The 13,650-nt window shown below is 62.9% G+C and carries 14 protein-coding genes; 8 read left to right on the top strand and 6 right to left on the bottom strand.

Features of this window, described 5'->3' with window-relative positions; genetic code table 11:
- Position 1: 1 nt before the first annotated feature.
- Positions 2-682: a M48 family metallopeptidase gene (locus FGU65_RS14795; RefSeq protein ID WP_301665276.1), complete on the bottom strand. Its 681-nt coding sequence runs from the start codon at positions 680-682 to the stop codon at positions 2-4.
- Between the two features lie 191 nt (positions 683-873).
- Between FGU65_RS14795 and FGU65_RS14790 the strand changes: the two genes are divergently transcribed.
- Positions 874-1,458, top strand: a complete 585-nt coding sequence (locus FGU65_RS14790) for a hypothetical protein (protein WP_301665275.1) — start codon at positions 874-876, stop codon at positions 1,456-1,458.
- 166 nt (positions 1,459-1,624) lie between these two features.
- Here the strand turns inward: FGU65_RS14790 and FGU65_RS14785 are convergent, their stop codons facing one another.
- Together FGU65_RS14785 and FGU65_RS14780 are read right to left on the bottom strand one after the other, a co-directional pair.
- Positions 1,625-1,813: a hypothetical protein gene (locus FGU65_RS14785; RefSeq protein WP_301665274.1), complete on the bottom strand. Its 189-nt coding sequence runs from the start codon at positions 1,811-1,813 to the stop codon at positions 1,625-1,627.
- Between the two features lie 121 nt (positions 1,814-1,934).
- Positions 1,935-3,230: a hypothetical protein gene (locus FGU65_RS14780; protein ID WP_301665273.1), complete on the bottom strand. Its 1,296-nt coding sequence runs from the start codon at positions 3,228-3,230 to the stop codon at positions 1,935-1,937.
- 166 nt (positions 3,231-3,396) lie between these two features.
- Here FGU65_RS14780 and FGU65_RS14775 point away from each other — a divergent pair, with 166 nt between their 5' ends.
- The 6 genes from FGU65_RS14775 (at position 3,397) to FGU65_RS14750 (ending at position 8,562) form a co-directional block, all read left to right on the top strand.
- Complete coding sequence (locus FGU65_RS14775) at positions 3,397-3,633, top strand: hypothetical protein (RefSeq protein ID WP_301665272.1); 237 nt, start codon at positions 3,397-3,399, stop codon at positions 3,631-3,633.
- Positions 3,634-3,750: 117 nt separating this feature from the next.
- Positions 3,751-4,758, top strand: coding sequence for a M28 family metallopeptidase (locus FGU65_RS14770; protein WP_301665271.1), 1,008 nt, complete (start codon positions 3,751-3,753; stop codon positions 4,756-4,758).
- 78 nt (positions 4,759-4,836) lie between these two features.
- Entirely contained in the window at positions 4,837-5,670 is an 834-nt protein-coding gene (locus FGU65_RS14765; RefSeq protein WP_301665270.1) for a hypothetical protein, read from the top strand.
- Between the two features lie 77 nt (positions 5,671-5,747).
- A complete protein-coding gene (locus tag FGU65_RS14760) occupies positions 5,748-6,818 on the top strand; it encodes a M28 family metallopeptidase (protein WP_301665269.1) in 1,071 nt (356 codons plus the stop codon).
- The gene (locus FGU65_RS14755) at positions 6,815-7,648 is read left to right on the top strand and encodes an SDR family NAD(P)-dependent oxidoreductase (protein ID WP_301665268.1); all 834 of its coding nucleotides are present in this window, start codon (positions 6,815-6,817) and stop codon (positions 7,646-7,648) included. The genes FGU65_RS14760 and FGU65_RS14755 overlap by 4 nt, the downstream gene beginning before the upstream one ends.
- A 422-nt stretch (positions 7,649-8,070) precedes the next feature.
- Positions 8,071-8,562 (top strand): GNAT family N-acetyltransferase, encoded by a 492-nt coding sequence (locus FGU65_RS14750; RefSeq protein WP_301665267.1) that lies wholly within the window; start codon positions 8,071-8,073, stop codon positions 8,560-8,562.
- On the opposite strand, the gene FGU65_RS14745 is transcribed toward FGU65_RS14750, so the two are convergent.
- Both FGU65_RS14745 and FGU65_RS14740 read right to left on the bottom strand, forming a co-directional pair.
- Positions 8,528-9,685, bottom strand: a complete 1,158-nt coding sequence (locus FGU65_RS14745) for a TIGR04083 family peptide-modifying radical SAM enzyme (protein ID WP_301665266.1) — start codon at positions 9,683-9,685, stop codon at positions 8,528-8,530. The genes FGU65_RS14750 and FGU65_RS14745 overlap by 35 nt on opposite strands.
- Positions 9,686-9,769: 84 nt before the next feature.
- Complete coding sequence (locus tag FGU65_RS14740) at positions 9,770-10,723, bottom strand: cache domain-containing protein (protein WP_301665265.1); 954 nt, start codon at positions 10,721-10,723, stop codon at positions 9,770-9,772.
- Between the two features lie 137 nt (positions 10,724-10,860).
- Here FGU65_RS14740 and FGU65_RS14735 point away from each other — a divergent pair, with 137 nt between their 5' ends.
- Positions 10,861-11,670 carry a mechanosensitive ion channel family protein gene (locus tag FGU65_RS14735; RefSeq protein ID WP_301665264.1) on the top strand — a complete coding sequence of 270 codons (810 nt, stop codon included), beginning with the start codon at positions 10,861-10,863 and terminating at the stop codon, positions 11,668-11,670.
- A 43-nt stretch (positions 11,671-11,713) separates the two neighbouring features.
- On the opposite strand, the gene FGU65_RS14730 is transcribed toward FGU65_RS14735, so the two are convergent.
- The gene (locus FGU65_RS14730; protein ID WP_301665263.1) at positions 11,714-13,180 is read right to left on the bottom strand and encodes an RNB domain-containing ribonuclease; all 1,467 of its coding nucleotides are present in this window, start codon (positions 13,178-13,180) and stop codon (positions 11,714-11,716) included.
- Positions 13,181-13,650: the final 470 nt, after the last annotated feature.

Below are 13,650 nucleotides of genomic sequence, written 5' to 3'. Positions count from 1 at the left end.
ATCACGCCTCCCGCAGCGCCTTCCAGAGCCGGTTGCGCTCCAGAAGAACCCAGTAGCGCCGGAGCTCCGCCTCTGCGCTCCGGTAATCGGGATAATGACGGTGCACGACCTCCCAGAACGCCCGGGAGTGGTTATGCTCCCGCAGGTGCGCGAGTTCGTGGACGACGATGTATTCCCGCAGGCTCACCGGCAGGGCGATCACCCGCAGGTTGAAGTTCAGGTTCCCGAGCGACGAACAGCTTCCCCACTTCGTCTGCTGCATCCGCACCGTCACCTCCGGGGGCGCACGCTCCGCGAGTGCGGGGTGCAGAGCCGCGTCGGCGGCGATCTCACGCCGCAGCATCGCGATAAGATTTCGCTTCAAAACCGTGAGCGACGGAGCGGTGACGGTGCCTTCCTCTTCGTCGACGCCGAACGGCTTGCCCTCGACGAGGCGATAGTATTCCCCGCAGAGGAGGAGACGGTCTTCGTTTCCATCGCCCGCTTCGGCAAGCCGGGCAAGGTCGCGCCGCCGCTGTGTGATCCACGCCGTGTTCCGCGCAAGAAAGGCATCGATAGGGAACGAACGCGGGGCGACGATCCGTATCGTCCCGTCAGGCCTGACCTGCAGGCGGGCGGTCTTCACCGGTTTACGGACGACGGTCACCGGCACCGCCGTGCCGTCCGCATCGATCCACTTCACGTCTGCGCACGCTCCCGATCACCCTATCGGCGGGAAGAGGGAAAACCGTCACGATCCGGTTCTCATTCGGGCGGGCGGGAGATGAGTTACGCAGGTATAATAATCTCCGGAGACCGAATCAATGATTACTCCGTCTCTGCGAGCCCTGTTTGGGGTGCAGAGCAGTGATGCATACCGCCGGGGTGGCAAGCATGAAAGAGAAAGAACTGAAGATCGACGACATCGCCCATCTCACCGGACTGTCGGTCGAGGAGGTCCGGCATCTCGTCAGGGAGTACGACGATCTCTTCTCGTACCGGATGATAGGGAAGGCAAAACTCTTCCCCCAGAAAGCAGTCAAGATAATTCAGAACCTCAAAGAACTCTCCGGAAAGGGACTCGCCCCCGACGAGGTGCGGACCGAAGTCCGCGCCGGAAAGGTCTCGCAAGCCCCCGCGGGCGGCGCGGAGGAAACAGTGGAACCGATGCCGCCGGGCGTTCAGCTTCCCCCGGAGATAGTCGTCGAGTTCCGGATGATGCAGGATGCGATCGCTCACCAGCACCGGCAGATCGCCAGGCTCACCGGCGATCTCGCACAGGAACGGGCAGCGACGCAGGACGAGGTCGCATCGCTGCTACAGGTGATAGACAGGTTGACCGAGCGCCTCAATAAGCAGGAGCAGAAGCTCGGCGTCATCGCCGACTGGGTGGAGTACTTCGATGCCCGGGTCGATACGATGGACGAAGCCCTGAACCGACGGCTCTCTGCACGGATCCGGGCGGCGCTGAAGGAGTGATCGGCGCCGGTGGAAAACCGCCCGGGAGCATGCTCTCGCAGGATGATTAGCAGGTTTTTTGTGCCTCCATGCCCTCCACGACATGTCTTCGGGAATGCTGCGGCCGCTCCGGGTAACGGATGGCGGAGAAGAGCCCCTGCACCCGGTTACAGTCGCCGCCCTACTCTTAAAGCTCGTCCATCCTGCAGAACCCGCAGTCCTGCAGATCAGACCAGCCGCACCGGGAGCAGTGCAGCGTTCTGATGCGCCGATACCCGCTCCGGCTCACCTTTTCAAGTTTTTCGGTCGTCTCAAGGAAATTCCCGCACGCCGGGCACTTCCCGGTAAATCTGCCTTTTAAACGATCAAAGAGCATCACAGGAGAAATACGCCTCCACTTTTCGCCAGTGAGAGGAGGTCACTGCCGCATCGTAAATATCTATCGGATTTGTTCCTGGAAAGAAGAGCGGGGGTTCCGGAAAAATGCCTTCCAAGACCTATCCGCCGCCCTCCGGGTGCCAGTTCTCCATATGACGTGCATGCGTCTGCAGGTACGCTCCCGGCTGGTAGAACCGGTCGTAAAATTCCAGGTCGATATGCTGGGCCTGCAGGTAAGTCAGGACAAAAATGCTCGGCACGGTTCCCGGGAATTTGCCGAACCGGTCGTAGATGTGCTGAGCCTGCAGTGCCACGCATTCGCAAAACTCCTCGCTGTACTCCTGCGCACGCCCCCGCACCGCCGTGGTCTCCCGGTACGGCCCCGGCGTCGCGGGGTGAAACGGCCCTCCGGCACCGAACTTCCGCTTGACGAGGGCGTCCAGGGCGGAGCGCATATCGGGGTAGTGGGGCGGCGTGAAGCCTTCGAAGACTCCGGGAAGCCCGGTCGGGTTCGGGAGCGGCCACCGCGCGTCCGTGTCGTAGCGAAAACCGAGCCCCGCCACATCGGGGTTGCCGCTCGCACCGAGAACGCTGACAGGATCGATGCCGTCGAACATCCAGCCCCCGAGCCCCATCGCCTGGAGCATCAGCATCCCCGCGTAGCAGGCGGTCGAGAGCTCGGCGGTCAGCTCGGCGAGCGAGACCTGCTCGAGGAACGTCAGCGGCAGCGGACTGTCCACATCGCAGAGGTGCCGATACCGCTCCATCCCGGCGATACGCTCGTTGTGAACGTCGTCGTACACGCACTGCCCGTTCTGGAGGTAGTAGCAGAGCACCGCGAGGACGTGCTGGGCAAGGTCGCCGACCGGGATTATCAGGGTGCTCCCCGGCCGGTTGGCGACCCAGGTGTTGTGCCCCTCCACATACGGCACCTCCGGCGGCAGGTTCAGGCGGCCATCCACAATCCTGTGGATGCGTGAGCGGTGCGCCTCCAGGAGTTCCTCAAGATCGGGACACCCGTCTTCCGGCCGCCGGACGAGCGCGGGTGCATCGCGGGTTTCCAGGAAATAGACGCCGTCGTCGTCGGTATAGAAGAGTTCACTCGTATGAAAGCCTGCTGCGGAGGGGTTCGTCCGTCCCCCTGCAGTGCAGGCATAGTTCGAGAGCGCCGGGGCGTACCGGGCGCTGCGCATGATCAGGTAGTGCCATCCGGTGTTTCCGGCCGCTGCCGTCAGCACCAGCATCTGTTCCAGGGGCGAGAGCGGCATCGGTTCATGCCGTGACGTATACTGAAAATAGCCGTCCGGGATAGACGCACCGCGGAAGAAGCGGCGTGCACGCCTGCCGAAGAGTGCCTGTACCAGCGGAAACGAAACTGCTTCCGCAAAACCGGGTGGGAGATTCCTGTTTTCCATGCCGACCACCACCGTCAGGGATCTGGGCGGTATACCGGCCCCGAGAATTTGAAGGTTCCGCCGGATTACCGAGCCGAATAGCAGAGCGACACCATATGCTTCGGGAGGCATGGGAGGCAAGATATAAGTACAAAGCAGGCCTTCGTCCCGCCTGGTGGTCAACCGAATGCAGTTGCAGACACTTGCCACAACCATTGCTATCCTGATCCAGGGGGTGGCCATGGCCGGCCTGCTGATCGGCGTGGCAGCAGAAGCGCACGATGTATCCGGAGAAGCGGATACACCGTGGTCGACAATCGGGCATCCGGAAGAATCACCCGGCGCCGAAGCCTCGTTCTACCCTATCGTACGTGAAAACCAGCTGGCTGCCGTCGATTTCGGCAGGTTCAGCCTGTCCGGATAGCTGTATCGTTTCCTTTGCGGGTCGGATTTCATCTCCGTACCCCACTCTTTTTCTGCCGCCCGTCCCGGGCTAACACATAAATACGATCATACCCGCTCCAATGCAATGAGATCCTCCATGGATACCAGCAATTCCCGCCACATTCGAGCAGGAGTGCTCGGGGGCGGAGGACTCTGCATCGCGATATGCATTGTCGTCTTCGTCTCACTCACCCTTACGGCATCCGCCGGTCCTTCCATGCAGGAGGAAGGCAGCGCGGCGAATCTGTCATCCGCAGGACAGGAGGTTAACCCCCGGATCGCCGGGATGATCACGGAAGTCAGCGAGTCCGAACTCTCCGCCACGACCGCCGATCTTCAGGCGTTCGGAACGCGGGTGGTCAGAACGGACGGTAACGCCGAGGCGGCGGCATATCTCCACGACCGGCTCCGTGCCGTCCCAGGACTTGCGGTCGAGTACCAGGGCGGCGACCTTCGAAACGTCGTCGCGACCCTGCCGGGCTCCGGGCCGGGCGCCGATACCTTCGTGGTCGTCGGCGCCCACTACGACAGCACCTCTTCAGATCCGGAGAACGCACCGGGGGCGACCGACAACGCTGCCGGGGTCGCCATCGTCCTCGAACTCGCCCGGATCATGAGCAACCAGACATTCGACCGGACGGTACAGTTCGCCCTCTGGAACGCAGAGGAGACCGACAGGAGCGGCAGCCGCGACTACGCCCGCCAGGCGGCGGCAGATGACCGCGAGATTCTGTTCTATTTCAACTACGACTCGGCCTGTCTCGACCCGGAAGGCCGCTCCATGCTGGACATTATGTACGACGAGCGCTCCGCACCGGTCGCCGACCTCATGCACCGCCACAACACCCTCTACGGGATCAACCTCACCCTGACGGAGAACAACTACACCTGCATCTCGGATCACGTGCCGTTCCGCGAAGCAGGGTATCCGGCCGTGATGACGCACCAGGAGGGACACGGTTCCGGTCATACCCCCGACGACACCGTCGACCACATGTCCCTTCCGTTCACCCGGAAGAACGCACAGCTCGGCATGTCGGTCATCGCCGAGGTCGCCGGGGTGCAGGAGAACGGCACGGGCACACCGGAGAGCGTCCGGCAGTAGTGGAGACGCCCTGCGGGGGCGTTTCACAACCTATTATTGCCTTCCCGCGAGATCACTCCTGCATCAGGGTGATTTCCCGTGAAATTCCAGAGACTGCTCCTCCTCGGACTGCTCCTCTGCTGCATCGCCGGTGTTCCGGCGTCGGCAGTCATTGCAGAGATATCGCTCCTCGGCCCGGTCGAGGATGTTAAACAGAATGAAGGAACGATGGTTGTCAGCGCCGCCGGACAGTTCGGCCTGAACTTCACGACCGACCCACCGGAACTGGTCGTCGATCCCATCGAACCGACCATGATCGAAGGGACGGTGCCGGGCGGAGCTGCAGGCATCGCTCTCTTTGAGACCGGCACTTCTGCCGCCGTGACCACGCTCGGCGCCGAAGACGGCACCTGGATCGCCGTCGGCACCCTGAAGCAGACACCGCAGGGCGAGTACGTCCTGACGAACCTCGCCGGCGACCCGGCAGCGGCTCCGGTGCCGTTCGCCGGCGATTACACCCTCACCTACACGGCTGAACCCGCCTGTACGAGCGAAACCGGGACGGTCTGCCCGGCGGCGGCGGTGAACGTAACCCTCACGACCGAAGGGCGGGGGGTCTGGTCCGAGCGGCTCGAGCCCGGCGATGCGTTCACCTGGAACGGCAGAAACGACGGCTCTGCAGTTGAGGTGACGTTCGTCTCCGGTGAAGCACCGAATCCGTCCTCGTCGGGAATGGCGGGGCCGCAGCCGGTCTCCGTCTTCATCGTGACGGTGACGCCGCCGATCGGGGTTGCGCTCGCCGACCCCGGCATCACGGCACCGACGGTGGCCGAGAGCCCTGCCCCGGCCGGGACAACCCCGGCCGCCGGGCTGCTGCCGGTCACCGCGTTCCTCGCACTGCTTGCCGCAGCCTGCGTCCTGCTGCGCCGGTAGCCAACTTCTTTTTTTGCGGTGCTCCCATCCAGGACTATCCATAAATACCACCGCCGCACCTTCGGGGGTGACCGCAGATGCCGTCCCACGACCACTTGCAGACCAGGATCTGCCTGATCGGCGCAGCCATCGTTCTCATCCTGCTGATCTCTGCCGCCGCATCCGCGAGCGACACCGGGCAACCGGGCTGGGACCCGGAGGTTGCCGCGATGATCGCGGAGGTCAGCGAGTCCGAACTCTACGCCACGACCGCCGATCTCCAGGCGTTCGGGACGCGGGCGATCGGGACGGACGGCAACACCGAGGCGGCGGCATATCTCCACGACCGGCTCCGTGCCATCCCGGAACTTGAGGTCGAGTACCAGGGCGGAGACCGTCGCAACGTCGTCGCGACACTGCCGGGCTCCGGGCAGAACGCCGATACCTTCGTGGTCGTCGGAGCCCACTACGACAGCACTGCCACCGATCCGAAGAACGCGCCGGGGGCGACCGACAACGCTGCCGGGGTCGCCATCGTCCTCGAACTCGCCCGGATCATGAGCAGCCAGACATTCGACCGGACAATAGCGTTCGCCCTCTGGAACGCAGAGGAGGCCGGGAGGCACGGCAGCCGCGACTACGCCCGCCGGGCGGCGGCAGATGACCGCGAGATCCTGCTCTACCTCAACTACGACTCCACGGCGTACGACCCGGAGAACCGGTCGGTCGTAACCGTCCTTGCCGATGCACGGGCGGCAGGGGTCGCCCGGGCGATGGCGCAGTACCCTGCCCGCTACGGCATTGACGTCACCCTGGTCAGTGAGTCCGGCGTCCCCATCTCGGATCACGTCTCGTTCCGGGAGCAGGGCTATCCGGTGGTGATGATGCACGCACCGCGACCGGGATGGCCGATGCACACGCCGGACGATACCATCGATTACGTCTCGTTCCCATACGCGCGGAAGAGCGCACAGCTCGGGCTGGCGGTGCTGGCAGAGGTCGCCTGCCTGAACGGGACGGTGACCGGCGATGAAGCGCAGGTATCCGCAAGCCGCACCGCTGTCGCGGTTTTTCCGCACCTCATCGCAGACCTCGAGAGGCTGACCCGGCCTCCCCTCCGCGGCATACCCACAGGTTCATCGGGCTGCCCGGACATGCAGGGACTATGACTGCAGAGACGATCCTGGTCACCGGCTCGACGGACGGCATCGGCAGGGTGACCGCCCGCATCCTGGCGGAGCAGGGCCACCGCGTGCTGATCCACGGTCGGAACCGGGAGAAAGGCAGATCCGTCCGAGACTCGATACGGGAGGCGACCGGTTCCGACCAACTCGACCTCTTCATCGCCGACCTCACAGACCGGCAGAATATCCGCGACCTTGCGGCCGATGTCACCGAAACCTACGGCCGCCTCGACGTGCTGATCAACAACGCCGGGGTGTTTCAGCCCGAGCGTGAGGTCGCGCCCGGCGGTATCGAGATGACGCTCGCCGTCAACTTCCTGGCACCGTTTCTCCTGACGCACGAACTCCTGCCGCTCCTGGAGGCGAGCAGATCCACACGGATTGTGAACGTCGCGTCCATCGCGCACCGGAGCGTGCACGCGATCGACTGGGAGAACCTTCCCGCCGGGGAGAACTACGACCCGTACACCGCCTACGCCGTCTCGAAGGTAGGAGTCATCGCCTTCACCCGGCGGCTTGCCGGGATGCTGGAGGGGACGGGCGTCACCGTAAACTCCCTGCACCCGGGGGTGATCGACACCAAACTCTTGCGGGCGTATGCTGGTGAGAACAGCGGTGGAGCCCCGCCCGAGCAGGGGGCGGCCGTCGAGGTCTACGTCGCGACGGCTCCCGAGGCCGGGGAGGTGAGTGGTCGGTACTTTGAGAAGAAGCAGGAGACGATGCCCTCGGCACTCGCCCGCGATGCCGGCGTGCAGAAGCGCTTCTGGCACCTCGGGATGGAGCTGACCGGGATCGAGGAGTGGCAGGTGGGATAGTATTTATACGAGGGAGAGCCTGAGCCGGGAAACCGTATGGAGGAATCTATATGGCGAATGTACAGGAGCAGATGAAACGAGAGGAGACAGGACCCGCCACGCTCTCCTGCTACCGGGTCAACCCGGAGGAGGCGGGGGCCAGGAAGAGGACATGAACACCTACAGCGTTATGGTGCTGCTTCCGGGCGGTGAGTTCGCACACCAGATCGTCTGGGCGAGGCGCCCGGAAGATGTCGCGGACGCAATCCGGGTGCCGGAAGGGACGCGGGTGATCATGACGCAGATGGCCGGCCTCCAGATCTGGGATACCGGTCCGGAGGAGAGAAAAAGCCGCAGGAGACAGCGCCGAAACCCTGAACAGGCCCCTATCCACTCAATTTTTCCCTTGCGGCGGCGATACTACCGGGCATGGAGGTTCGACCGTGACGGAGATCACCATCGAGAGGGTCAATACCGGGAATTTTCACGAGTTCGCCGATCTTGTGGAGCGGCTTACAGACTACGAACACCTTCTGCCGCCGGATGCCGCCGCACGGGAGCGGCTGCGGGTCGACGCGCTCGCGGAGCCGCCGAAGTACGAAGCGTATCTCGGGCGGGTGGACGGCAGAGCTGTCGGCTACATCACGTTCTTCTTCACCTACTCGACATTTCTCGCCCGACCGACCCTGTATCTGGAGGACATCTTCGTCCTGGAGGAAGAGCGCGGCAGGGGCGTCGGGAAGGCACTCTTCGAGTACTGCCGACGGGTTGCGGGCGACCGGGGATGCGGCCGGATGGAGTGGATGGTCCTCACCTGGAACGAACCGGCGATCCGCTTCTACGAACGCTGCGGCGGCGAGCGCCTCGATTGGCATATCTACCGGCTGGACGGCGAGAACCTTACCGGGCGACGATCCGCTGCATCAGGGACATGATCCCGGGACGGGCGCCTCGTTTTGGTTGTCCCGGAAATCCGCCCATCCCCATCGGCGGCGATGCGAACATCTCCGCGTCCAGCCGGTCGCCGATCTCGTCGAAGATCCGTTTGTAGGCAATGCAATGGGGATCGACGCCCGCCACCTTCCCGCCGGTCGGGGCTATGGCGTTGTAGGGGCAGCCGCCCCGGCAGTATCTGATGTGGCGGCAGTCGGCGCAGGCCTGATCGACGTAGTCCTTGAACCCTTGCATGAGCTTTCCTGCGTCGGAGGCCGCGAGGTCTTCGGGACCCGGGCAGTCGGCGACGTTGCCCATCACGTACTCCGGCATCCCGACGAAGCGGTAGCAGGGGTAGATACTGCCGTCAGGCCCGACCGCGAAAGTGCTTCCCATGCAGTCGGCGAAGGTGCAGACGTTACCGTGCCGGGTGAAGACGCACCGGACGAGGTCGTTGATGTTCATGATCTCCACCTCGTCGATATGGTCGAGGGCCTGGTCCAGGAGATAGACGAGCAGGTCGCCGTACTTCTCGGGCGCAAGCGCCCACCGTTCGGGGTTGCTGTCCCGCAGCGACGGCAGGGCGGGGTGGAGTTTGAGCACGAACCCGTTTTTGCGGAAGAATTCGACGATTGCTTCCCGGTGCTCCACCGACTCTTTCGTGAAGGTGCAGATGAACCGCACCGAGAGCCCGTGCGCCCGGGCGATCTCGTAGCCCCGCATGGTCTTTTCGAAATAGCCGTCCCCCCGCTGCCGGTCGTTGATCTCGCGGGGGCCGTCGATGCTGGAGCCAATGGGGACGTGATACTCGGCCAGAACTTCGGCAATCTCGGGCGTCATCCGCCAGAGATTTGTCTGGAGGGCGAAGTCGGGCGTCAGGTGGGAAAGTTCCCCGGCAATGAGCGGCAGTGCCTGGCGGTAAAAGTCCGCCCCGGCAAGGAGCGGCTCCCCACCGTGGAACGTGAACGTCACCCGGTCATTCCGGAAGTCCTTGAGCCACCGGACGACGTCACGGACGGTATCGATACTCATGATCGGCGAGCCCTCCTCGGAACTCCAGCAGTAGCTGCAGTTTGAGGGGCAGCCCAACGTCGGGATGAGCATTATGTGGAAGGGATTCTTCATGAATTATTGAGGTTTCAATGCCGGAACCATTAATACTTTCTCAAAAAGCCGTGATTTCCGGCAGCGGCGGGTTTCCGCGAAAAATCAGGATGTGGGAGAGGGGAGGGATGCGTCCGTCCCGGTTATCTCGCTTAAGTAAACGCCCGAACCGACCCACCAGGTATCGTCCACAGGGAGGACGTAGCCGATCTTCAGCTCTTCCCGGTCCTCCTGGTCCGGGTTCGGCCAGACGAAGACGACGAAACCGCCGCCTGACTCTGCGGTCTCGGCAAGCGCCCGGATCATCTCCATCCCGAACGGCCCCTGCTTTGCGATCAGGTTTGTCCCGACCTTCTCCGGCAGGTACGGATGGGCAAGAAGCGTGCCGTTGTAGTCGTAGGCGTAGATGTAGTGCCCGTCCGCATCGACAAACTTCCCGGACTGGTCCCCGATCTCGGCGAACGCCGCCTCTGTCCCGTGTTCACGCCCGTAGGCGGCACCGCGCTCGACGAGGTTGATCATCGCGGCCACCGGACAGGAAGATCTGTCGCCTACCAGGTCGGAGAGGTAGATCCCGGAGCCGATCCACCAGGTCTCGCCGGCGGGGGCGACGTAGCCGATCCTGGGCACAGCGGCATCGGGCGCCTTCGCATCGAACGCCCCACCCTCCGGTGCCGGGTAGAGGTAGGTCATGAACCCGCCGCCGGACTCTGCGGTATAGGCACCGATCCGGTTCACCGGCAGGCCGCGGACGTCGGTTCCGTTCGCCTGATCCGTCCCGACGAAACCGGGACTGCACGGGTGTGCAAGGAGCGTGCCATTGTAGTCGTAGGCGTAGACGTAGAGAGCGCCCTGCGAAAACCGGCCGTCTTTCTTCATAAACTCAGCAAGAGCCGCCTCCTGCCCGGCCGAATCTGCATATGCGGCGGCTTGCCTGACCAGACCCTCTACGTCCGCCAGGTTCAAACTCTCTTCCACAACCTCCTGCCCGCCAGGGCTGTTGCACCCGGCCGCGAAAACCAGGAGGCAGACCATACCGATGAGAGACCATCCCTTCATGCCATTTCGTAGGAAGGACAAACAGAAAAACACGCCGAAGTTTTTCCGGAGCAGGGCGTGTACACTCCTCATTTTCCCGATCAGGGGTTTCATTTAACTCACCTCGCACCTCATCGTATCATATGGAGATAGCAGACATGTTCAGCACTACTACCATTCCGTTCTCCGGGATCACGCTTGAGCAGGTTGTTCTTGCCGTGATCATCGCAGTTATCGGGTTGATTGCGGTGAAGGTGATCGCATCCGCCTTCACAGAGATGCTCGGCCGGACGTCACGCCTCTCCGCTCTGATCATCGAATTGCTGGTTCGTTTCTTCTCGATCCTGCTGTATGTGATCCTTGTCCTCATCGTCCTTGCGACGCTCGGGTTCGACGTCTCGTCAGTCGTGCTCGGGCTCTCGGCGGTGATCGGGCTCATCCTCGGCTTTGGCCTCCAGGATACCGTCACCAACCTTGCCTCCGGGGTCTGGGTAGCGGCCTTCCGCCCCCTCGACAAAGGGGAATATGTCGAGGTCAACGGGATCTCCGGAACCGTCACCTCGGTCGGGATTCTGGCGACCGAGCTGCTGAAGCCCGACAACACCTACATCACCATCCCGAACTCCCAGGTCTGGGGGAGTGCGGTGATCAACTCCACCAGGATGGACACACGCCGTCTCGAGGTCAAGGTCGGGGTCGCCTATGACAGCGATCTTACCCTGGCGATCAGGGTCGCTACCGACCTGATGAAGAACGACGAGCGGGTGCTTCCCTCACCGGAACCCGTGGTGGTCGTCACCGAACTGGCCGACTCCTCGGTGAACCTCTCCCTACGGGCGTGGACAAAAACGGCGGATCTCTGGGGCGCGCAGTGGGATCTGAACCGCGAGATCGTCAACGCGTTCGCGGATGCCGGTATTGCAATCCCCTTCCCGCAGATGGACGTCCACCTGGACGGGACGCACTAAACCCCTCTCTTTTTACCACGCAGAGCAGACGTTCGCGCCTGCTTTACCGGAGACGTTCGAAGTCGATGAAACCCTTGTAGGGATCCGTGTCCAGCAGACGGACCCGCACCTTCTGCCCGACCCGGAGACCCGCCTCGCCCCGCATAACCCTGCCTTCTGCAGCAGGGGCGATGAGCCGGACATACGTTCCCTTCTCGGAGGCTCCGGTGACGAACGCCTCGAACGTCTCACCGATCCTGTCCCGGAGCAGGACCGCGGCCGCAGCCTTCCGGACGAACCGTTCAACCTTCTGGGACGCCTTCTCCCGGCCGGTCAGCCAGGCGGCGAGGTCCTCGAGGTCTTCGGGAGTGTAGGGGGACGCCTCCCCGTCGAGAACCGACTTCACCAGACGCTGGATGACGACGTCGACGTAGCGCCGGTTTGGGGCGGTGCCGTGGGTGTAGTCGCTGACGGCGAGGGCGAAGTGGCCTATCGGGGTGGTGCCGGGCGTGAACGCGACGTACTCGCCCGCCCCCATCAATTTCACCACCGTCAGAGAGAGATCCGGAAACCGCTCCGGGTCGATCTGTTTCTGCCGGATGAGGAACCGGGTCAGCGCCGCTGCATCAGGCTTTGCGGGCAGTGCTTCACCGTGCTCTGCCGCCTCCGTTACGATCCCCTCCCAGTTCTTCGGCGTCCGGACGACCCGCTGGATCATGGGGCGATCGCACTCACGAAGGCAGGCCACCAGGGCACCGTTGGCCGCAACCATGAATTCCTCGATGAGGCAGTGCGCCGGGTTCTGCCGGTGGACGACGAGGCCAGTCACCCGGCCGTCCTCCACGAGCGGTTCGGCCTCGATCGTCTCGAGGGCGAGGGCGCCCTGTCCGGTCCGGCGCACCTTCAGGCGCAGCGCGGCCGTGTGCTGCAGGAGGATCTGTTCGGCGAGGCCGGGGATGTCCCGGACGGCCTCGGGAGCCGGCCCTGTGCCCTCCAGCCAATCGCCAACCTCCTCGTAGACCAGTTTCGCTTTGTTGGCGACGACGGCGCGGTATATCCCGCCGTGCCGGACGCTGCCGTCTGGGGCGACCGCGTATTCGATGACGACGGCACGGTGGTCGCTGCCCGGCAGCAGGGAGGAGATACCCTCCGAGAGGCGGGGCGGCAGCATCGGGAAGGTCGTAACACCTGTATAGACCGAGGTTCCGTTATACGCGGCGTGCTGATCGGTCTTCGAGTCCTTCGGGACACAGGCGTCGACATCGGCGATGGCGACCCTGACCAGGATCTCCCCATCGCCCCCTTCCTCGCAGACCTCCATCTGGTCGAGGTCCTGTGAGTCGTGGTTGTCGATCGACGACCAGAGGAGATGCCGGAGATTGCATGCCCCCTCCCCGCCGTCCGTGAAGGCTGCTGTCCCGAGAGCGTTCACTTCCCGGAGAACCGACGGCGGAAACGCCGGGGTGAACCCGTAATTCTCCATCGCCGCCCACGCGATGGCCTTCAGGTCGATATCCTGCGAGTCTTTCATCTCTGGTTGAGAGCTCTGTTTCAGAGTATAAATATCTCTGGAAAAGGGTTGCAACCGACAGGGCTATTTTTGCAGTATCTGTAGCCCTTCCGTGGGATTTATCAGGTGCAGGTCATATTCGACTTCCGTCCTCTTCTTTGCCGATCGTATCAGGGGCTTGTCAAGGGTGACAAAGTAATCGGCTCGGTTGATGATGGCCGTGGTGAGCAGTGTCACATCCTGCGTTTTAGATTCTCTGATGAGAAAGAGAATTGAAGAGAAGATCGACCAGTAATTTGAGTAATCCCAAGGAGATACCTCCGGGATGATGGTAATACCATTAGGAGTTACGCAGTTGGAGAACCCTCCCCATTCTCTTTCCTTTCCCCGTTTTATCCCAGCGCATACCTCGGATTTCTGATGTAGGTTTTTATCGCCTCTCGATGGATCTGTGCTTTCGCTTCAAACCATGACACTCCGGTTTTGATCCT

This window comes from Methanoculleus frigidifontis (genome assembly GCF_030464345.1).
In the GTDB taxonomy this organism is placed as follows: Archaea; Halobacteriota; Methanomicrobia; order Methanomicrobiales; family Methanoculleaceae; genus Methanoculleus_A; species Methanoculleus_A frigidifontis.
Note: the sequence above shows the minus strand (reverse complement) of the source record. Positions and strands in the feature narration are given on the sequence as shown.

Bases quoted from the DNA above. Each gene is read 5' to 3' on its own strand.
- FGU65_RS14790 (WP_301665275.1), top strand. From the start codon at position 874: ATGAAAGAGAAAGAACTGAAGATCGACGACATCGCCCATCTCACCGGA.
- FGU65_RS14785 (WP_301665274.1), bottom strand. From the start codon at position 1,813: ATGCTCTTTGATCGTTTAAAAGGCAGATTTACCGGGAAGTGCCCGGCG.
- FGU65_RS14780 (WP_301665273.1), bottom strand. From the start codon at position 3,230: ATGGAAAACAGGAATCTCCCACCCGGTTTTGCGGAAGCAGTTTCGTTT.
- FGU65_RS14775 (WP_301665272.1), top strand. From the start codon at position 3,397: ATGCAGTTGCAGACACTTGCCACAACCATTGCTATCCTGATCCAGGGG.
- FGU65_RS14770 (WP_301665271.1), top strand. From the start codon at position 3,751: ATGGATACCAGCAATTCCCGCCACATTCGAGCAGGAGTGCTCGGGGGC.
- FGU65_RS14760 (WP_301665269.1), top strand. From the start codon at position 5,748: ATGCCGTCCCACGACCACTTGCAGACCAGGATCTGCCTGATCGGCGCA.
- FGU65_RS14755 (WP_301665268.1), top strand. From the start codon at position 6,815: ATGACTGCAGAGACGATCCTGGTCACCGGCTCGACGGACGGCATCGGC.
- FGU65_RS14745 (WP_301665266.1), bottom strand. From the start codon at position 9,685: ATGAAGAATCCCTTCCACATAATGCTCATCCCGACGTTGGGCTGCCCC.
- FGU65_RS14740 (WP_301665265.1), bottom strand. From the start codon at position 10,723: ATGAAGGGATGGTCTCTCATCGGTATGGTCTGCCTCCTGGTTTTCGCG.
- FGU65_RS14735 (WP_301665264.1), top strand. From the start codon at position 10,861: ATGTTCAGCACTACTACCATTCCGTTCTCCGGGATCACGCTTGAGCAG.
- FGU65_RS14730 (WP_301665263.1), bottom strand. From the start codon at position 13,180: ATGAAAGACTCGCAGGATATCGACCTGAAGGCCATCGCGTGGGCGGCG.